This is a genomic window from Clostridium sp., from assembly GCF_029258205.1.
In the GTDB taxonomy this organism is placed as follows: Bacteria; Bacillota; Clostridia; order Clostridiales; family Clostridiaceae; genus Sarcina.
Map to the genome: position 1 here is coordinate 1 of NZ_JARHZJ010000051.1, position 7,127 is coordinate 7,127.

The following is a 7,127-nucleotide window of genomic DNA, read 5'->3' on the forward strand; positions in this document are numbered from 1 at the left end:
AAAATTTAGATACATTAAAATCAATAGGATTAAAAACATTTACTGTTTTATTAGGAACTACAGGAGCTGCAGCCTTTATAGGAATTATTGTAGCTAGTTCTTTAAATCTTGGACAAGGTTTAAGATTTATAGGGGCTGAAAATTTTAAGGCAAGAGAAATACCAGGGTTTTCTAAGGTACTTATAGATATGCTACCATCAAATCCTTTAGCAGCTATTGTAGAGAATAAAATAATACCAATAGTTATCTTTTCAATGTTTATAGCAATTTCGTTAGTTATTGAAGATAATACTAATAAAGAAAAAGCAAAGCCATTTAAAGATTTTATTTTATCAGCTTATGATATAGTTTTAAGAATAACTAAAATGGTATTAAGAATAATACCATATGGAGTATTTGCCTTAATAGCTACAGCAGTTAAAAATGGAATGGATACTTTGATGCCATTATAACTGTAGTATTATGGTATTATTTTGGTATAGAAAGTTTTAAAAATAAAATTATAAATTAATTTTGAGGGGAGTTATAATTATGGTTAATTCAGAAAGTATTTTAATAGTTGAAGATGATATAGATATAAATAATTTGTTAAGTAAAATTTTAGAAAAGGAAGGGTATGAAGTTAGACAAGCATTTTCAGGATCTGAAGGTAAGATGTGTTTAGAATTTTTTGATTTTGATATGGTACTTCTAGATCTTATGCTACCAGGTATAACTGGTGAAATATTTATACAAGAAATTAGAAAGATAAAGAATACTCCAATAATAGTTATATCAGCAAAAACTGCAATGGAGGATAAGGTAAATGTTCTAAAATTAGGTGCTGATGATTTTATAAGTAAACCTTTTGATGTTAATGAAGTTTTAGCTAGGATTGAAGCTCTTTTAAGAAGAAGTAAAATAACAAATTGTAGTGAAGTTTTAGAGACAATAAAGTATAAGAATCTTATTTTAGAACCTAGAAGTAGAGAAGTTAAGGTTAAGGGAGAGGAAATACAACTTACTTCTAAAGAGTTTAAAATATTAGAACTTTTAGTTTGTAACCCAAAGAAAGTTTTTACTAAGGCAAACTTATTCGAAACAGTATGGGAAGATGAATTTTTAGGTGATGATAATACTATAAATGTTCACATAAGCAATCTTAGAAATAAGATAAATGTTTTAGATAATGAAAATGATTATATAAAAACTATTTGGGGAGTAGGATTTAAAATGGATTAGTTATGTTGATAATTCATAAATTTCTTAATAAGTTAATTTTGATAAATATTTAAAGAGATAGTAGTTTATATTTTAAATGTACATTTAATTAAGAGTTAATAGAAAAATTAAGACTTTCTTAAGGTTTTCTTTAAGGGATTTTGAGACTTAAGGTTTATTATATAAGTATAGAGAAAGATAAAGAGAAAACTTATTAGGAGGTAAAGATTTTGGGGAATATAATTTCTATAAGAAATTTAAACAAAAAATATGGAAAGAAAAATGTTCTTGATAATTTAAGTATGAATCTAAAAAAAGGAGATATATATGGTTTAGTTGGGAAAAATGGTGCTGGTAAAACAACTTTAATAAGAATTATTTTATCCCTAGCTAACTATGATTCAGGAGAAATAGAACTTTTTGGTAAAGTTGATGAAAAGGAAAAGCTTTATGATCATAAGAGAATAGGCAATATAATAGAAACTCCAGCATTTTATTCCTTTCTTACAGCGAAGCAAAATCTTGAATATTATAGAATTCAAAGAGGAATAGTAGGAGAAAAATCTATTGATGAAATCTTAGAAATGGTTGGACTTGGAGATGTGGGAAATAAAAAGTTCAAAAAGTTTTCATTAGGTATGAAGCAAAGATTAGGATTAGCCCTTGCACTTTTAGGAGAACCAGAATTGCTTATTTTAGATGAGCCTACTAATGGAATGGATCCTATGGGAATTAAAGAAGTAAGAGAAGTACTAATTAATTTAAATAAGAAAAATGGAGTTACAATATTAGTATCAAGTCATATTTTAGGAGAGTTATCACAACTTGCAAACTGTTATGGATTCTTAAAGGATGGGGAAATAATAGAAGAGATTTCAGCAGATGAACTTAATGAGAAATGTAGGAATCATTTGCTTATTAAAGTTGATGATTGTAAAAAGGCGACAGTAATATTAGAAAAGGTTTTAGACAATAATTCATATGAAGTTTTACCTGATAGATTTATTAAGATTTATAATAAGTTAGATGAACCTCAATTAATAAACAGAGCACTAGTAGAAAATGGAGTTGAAGTTTATTCTTTAGAAAGAGTAGGAGTTAACTTAGAAGATTACTTTGTAGATTTAATTGGAGGTGAATATAATGCTTAATTTAATAAAAGCAGAACTTTATAAGATAGCAAGAAGACCTTTATATATTACAATTTGTATAATATTTAATTTACTTATAATTTTAGCTGGAATAGGTATGTATTATGCCTTCTTAGAAAATTCTAGGGTGCCAGACTTCTCAGCATTAGTTTTTATAACAATTAACTTTATGGGATTTATTCCATGGATAATGCTTATGTTCATAGATGTAGTTTTAGAAGAATATAAAGAAAATACTCTTAAAAATTTGATTTCTTCAAGTATATCAAGGGGAAAAGTGTATTTAAGTAAGTATATAGTTCAGGTAATTATATTTTTAATTATAGAAATAACAGCAATAGTAACTATGATAGCAACTTCTTATGCTTTAGGATTAGTTGGTCCTAATGGATTTTCAGATTTTTTAGAAGTAATATTAAGATTACTAATAGCGTTTCCAATATATATTAGTGCATTAGCTATATATGATTTTATTACCATAATAACTAAAAAGGAAGGATTGGCAGTTGTAGTTATATTAGGTATTGTTTCAGGAGTACCAATTATATTTTCTATGTTATCAGACATATATAAAGGAGTTTTTACTTTAGTTTATCCTTATTTATTATTTAATCCTTTAAAGAGTTTAGTCAATGAAGTTTTAACTACAAAAATAATAGGAACTAATATTATAGTAGGAATAATAAATACAGTAGTATTTTTAATTTTGGGAATTTTAGTAATAAGAAAACAAGAAGTTAAATAAAGGAGGAGGTATATTGGAAAGATTTATAATAGGATTGTCTTTGACAATCCTTATTATGTTTTTAACAATATTTATTTTAAAAACTAAAGAAATAAATAGATTAACCTTGGAGTTAAAAAAGTTAAACAGGGAGGGCAAAGGGGGAAAATTAAGAGTATCACTTCCAAATAAAAATATCGAAAATTTAATAGTAGAGATAAATACATTAATAGATGATAAAAGAAAAATTGAGAATATTTATAAGGAGAAGGACATTGAGTTAAGAGAAGCTATTGCAAATATGTCTCATGATTTAAGAACTCCTTTAACTTCTATAATGGGATATGTTTATTTATTAAATGATGATAAATTAGATGAAGATGAAAGAAAAGAATATTTAAAAATAATAGAAAAAAGATCTGCAGTTTTAAATGATTTAATAAAAAACTTTTATGGGCTATCCAGAATACAAGCAGATCAGTATGAAATTAAATTTGAACATGTTAATTTAGAACTGGTTTTGGGTGAAATTATTGCAGCTTTTTATGAAACCTTGGATTATAAATTTGGAGAACCAGAAATTAATATTGAAGAGGGATTAAGTTCTGTGTCAGGTGATAAACAGGCTTTAAATAGAATATTTACTAACTTAATTGAAAACATCATAAAGCATGGTGAAGGGGAAGTAAAAATATCCTTAAAGAAGAAAAAGAAATATATAGTAATGGAGTTTTCTAATAAAGCAGAAGATTTAGAGTCTAAGGATGTAAATAGAATCTTTGAAAAGTTCTTTACTAAGGATAGAATGAGAACAGGACAAAATACTGGCTTAGGATTAGCCATAGTTAAACTATTAGTAGAAAAGCAAGGACAAAAGATAGAGGCTAAAAAGGTTGGAAATAGGCTTGTTATAAATATAATATGGAGTTTAGAAAGTTAAAGTTATGTAAATCTTTGAGAGGTTAGAAAAATTCATTTTTTATTTTAATAAATACAAATCTAAAGTTTTTCGTAAACTTTTTTATTTATATGCTTTAAAAATGCGCATTCTAAGGTTCTAAGCTAAGAGAGGTAAAAGGTGAAGAAAAATATGGGCAAAGTATATTAGGAGGATTTTATGAAAATCCAGAAAAAGAAGGAGAGTACGTATTAGAAGTTTGAAGATATTGATACAAATAATTCTTTAGAACTTGTTTATTGTCATAGAACTAATAATTTAAGTGAACTAAAAGATTATAAAGTAATTGATGTTAAGTAAAAGATTAAGGTGAGTTAAATTATTATGTAGTTTTGCTCACCTTTTTTAGTGTATAATACTTATATATTTTTTTAAAATTAAATTATTAAAAATAGAATTTAATTTCAGTGAATTATAAAGAATAAGATATAGATTTTTGGAGATATTTTCAAAATAAAATTGGAGGAAATAAATGAGTAAGAAAAAGGTAATAGTAGTTGGAGGAGGTCCAGCAGGAATAATGGCATCTTTAACAGCATCAGCTAATAATGAGGTTGTGCTTATAGAGAGAAATAATGAGATTGGTAAAAAGCTTAGACTTACTGGTGGCGGAAGATGTAATATAACTAATAATAGAGAAATAGAAGAGTTTTTTGATAAGATAGTTACAAATAACAAGTTTATGTATAGCGCATTATATACATTTTCAAACTATCAACTTTTAGACTTTTTAAGTAAAAAAGGCTTAGAGTATAAGGTTGAATTAGATCAAAAAGTATATACTAAAAGCGATACAGCAGAAGAAGTAATAAGCATATTTAAAAATGAATTAAATGATTGCAGAGTAAAAGTTTTATATAATACTAAGGTATGTGACTTTATAGTTGAGGAAGATGAAATAAAAGGAATAATCACAGAGAAAGGTAAAAAGATTTTAGGTGATAAAATAATAATAACTACAGGTGGAAAGAGTTTTCCTAATACAGGGTCAGATGGAGAAATGTATGGTATATTGGAGAAATATGGGCATACAATAACTCCAATTCATGCAGCCTTAATTCCTCTTGTTACTAAAGAAGACTTCGTTAAAAATCTTCAAGGGATATCTATGAAAGATGTGGTTGTTTCAGCTAAAATAAAAAAGAAAAAGTATGAGAAATTTGGAGATATGATATTTACTCACTTTGGAGTATCTGGTCCTGCAATATTAAAGTTATCTTCTTATATAACTAAGGCTTTAGATCAAGGAGAGGTTGAGCTAAACTTAGACTTTTTAAGTGATAAATCTAAGGATGAATTATCACAGATAATAAGAAGTAATCCTAATAAAACTGTATTAAATAATTTAAAAGGAACATTACCTCAAAACTTTTTAAAACAGATATTTGAAATGTTAGAATTAACAGAAATTAAGGCTAGTGATTTGAAAAAAGAAGATGAAAATAAAATAATTTCATATATTAAAGAGATGAAACTTACTGTAAGAGAAACTTTAACTATAAAGGCAGCTCAGGTAACTTCTGGAGGAGTTAAAGTTAAAGAAATAAATTCCTCTACTATGGAATCAAAGATTATAAAAAATCTTTATTTTGCAGGAGAAGTTATAGATATAGATGCAGAAACTGGTGGATATAATCTTCAAATGGCATTTTCGACTGGATACTTAGCAGGAAGTGATTTTTAAATTCTTTAATTAAAATTAATCATATTAAAGTAAAAACTTACAAAGAATATGGATATTCATATAGTAATTTTTAAAATTTGTTTGTAAATTTTTATATTTTAAGAGTGTAATTAGTTAATTTTAAAATTTTTTAGTGTTTTTAAATTAAAAAAATTTTATAAGATAAATTAAATTCTTAATATTAAGGATTATAATTGATTTATAAAAATACAATGATAAATGGTTTTAAATATTATTTAGAGATAGGCCTATGATTAGATTTTTAATACTAACCATAGGCCTTTTAATATTTTATTTAATATTTATCATATAGTAATTAATTTGTTATTAAGTATTTAGTTAATTTAGACTTAACATAGTATTTTTTATAAAATTTAATATATTTACTCCTAAAATATCAGATGAAATTAAAGCTATGTTATATAAAATAAGAATAAAGTTAAATATTTTTAGTATTTTATTTATTATCTTTTCAGCTTTTGATCCGGTTTTAAATTTGGCTATCTTAAAATTAGCTTTCCATGGATAGAAAAGTTCGATTCCTTCTGAAGTTAAAAAATCTAGAATTAAGTGTGATATATATCCAGATATAAATCCTATTGAAATTATTAATAATATTATGTTGAAGTTACTAATATTTAAAATAATATATAAAGTTAATATTAGTAAAGATAGGCATAGTAAACTATGAGTAAAGCCACGATGTCTACATTTACTACCTATATGCTTTGAAAGAAAAGGATACATTTGACTAATTGAAGATTTTCTTTGATCTATATCAGGAAATAAAGAGCCTATATAAGAAAAATGAAAAAATAATGCTATTAATAAAATTTTATAAGCTATATCATATGGAAATAAGAATAAGCTTAAAATTGTATTTAGCATTATTAAAGAAATGCATACGCCTCCAGTTGAATGTGTTTCTTTTGTCATAAAATCTCCTTTAAAAATAATTATCATTAGTTTATATTAAAAATATTATCATAATATTCATTTCACATAAAGAAGAAAAATTAAAAATCCTAAAAATAGAGTGGACAGTTCTATTTTAGGATTAATAGTTATGGTGGTAGTTTTATGTAAGGTTTTTTACTAACTTAAAGTAATATCATTAATAAATAATTATTTATTTTTAATTACAATTATGGAATATGCAATTAAAAATATTCATATTAAAGCAAGTAATGGACTTAAAATATTTGAAACAATTTTTACAGATGTAAAATAAGATACTATTTGTTCAATATATAAAGCAATGCTATTTTTAAGTATTAAGGGAGAAAAAAGAGTTATTAACGTAATTAAAATTACATCTCTTAAAGGATTTTTTATATGTTTCAAAAGATTACTCCTTACTTAATAAAAATAAATATTTACTTAAGAAATATTACAAGTGTATTCTAACAA

Annotated in this window: 6 protein-coding genes and 1 pseudogene; 6 read left to right on the top strand and 1 reads right to left on the bottom strand. The window is 24.8% G+C overall.

The annotated features are described in order from the left end of the window. The 6 genes and pseudogenes from Q1J60_RS07130 to Q1J60_RS07155 all read left to right on the top strand — a co-directional run. Positions 1 to 449 (top strand): annotated as a pseudogene (locus Q1J60_RS07130) (dicarboxylate/amino acid:cation symporter); the annotation flags it as partial. Positions 450 to 531: 82 nt separating this feature from the next. Next, positions 532 to 1,221, top strand: coding sequence for a response regulator transcription factor (locus tag Q1J60_RS07135; protein ID WP_300260140.1), 690 nt, complete (start codon positions 532 to 534; stop codon positions 1,219 to 1,221). Between the two features lie 209 nt (positions 1,222 to 1,430). Beyond that, positions 1,431 to 2,351, top strand: a complete 921-nt coding sequence (locus tag Q1J60_RS07140) for an ATP-binding cassette domain-containing protein (RefSeq protein ID WP_300260143.1) — start codon at positions 1,431 to 1,433, stop codon at positions 2,349 to 2,351. Further along, a complete protein-coding gene (locus tag Q1J60_RS07145) occupies positions 2,344 to 3,096 on the top strand; it encodes an ABC transporter permease (RefSeq protein WP_300260146.1) in 753 nt (250 codons plus the stop codon). The genes Q1J60_RS07140 and Q1J60_RS07145 overlap by 8 nt, the downstream gene beginning before the upstream one ends. A 13-nt stretch (positions 3,097 to 3,109) precedes the next feature. Next, positions 3,110 to 4,015 (top strand): sensor histidine kinase, encoded by a 906-nt coding sequence (locus Q1J60_RS07150; protein ID WP_300260148.1) that lies wholly within the window; start codon positions 3,110 to 3,112, stop codon positions 4,013 to 4,015. Between the two features lie 490 nt (positions 4,016 to 4,505). After that, positions 4,506 to 5,717 carry a BaiN/RdsA family NAD(P)/FAD-dependent oxidoreductase gene (locus tag Q1J60_RS07155; protein ID WP_300260150.1) on the top strand — a complete coding sequence of 404 codons (1,212 nt, stop codon included), beginning with the start codon at positions 4,506 to 4,508 and terminating at the stop codon, positions 5,715 to 5,717. A gap of 339 nt (positions 5,718 to 6,056) precedes the next feature. Here the strand turns inward: Q1J60_RS07155 and Q1J60_RS07160 are convergent, their stop codons facing one another. Then, a complete protein-coding gene (locus Q1J60_RS07160; protein WP_300260153.1) occupies positions 6,057 to 6,653 on the bottom strand; it encodes a metal-dependent hydrolase in 597 nt (198 codons plus the stop codon). Positions 6,654 to 7,127: the final 474 nt, after the last annotated feature.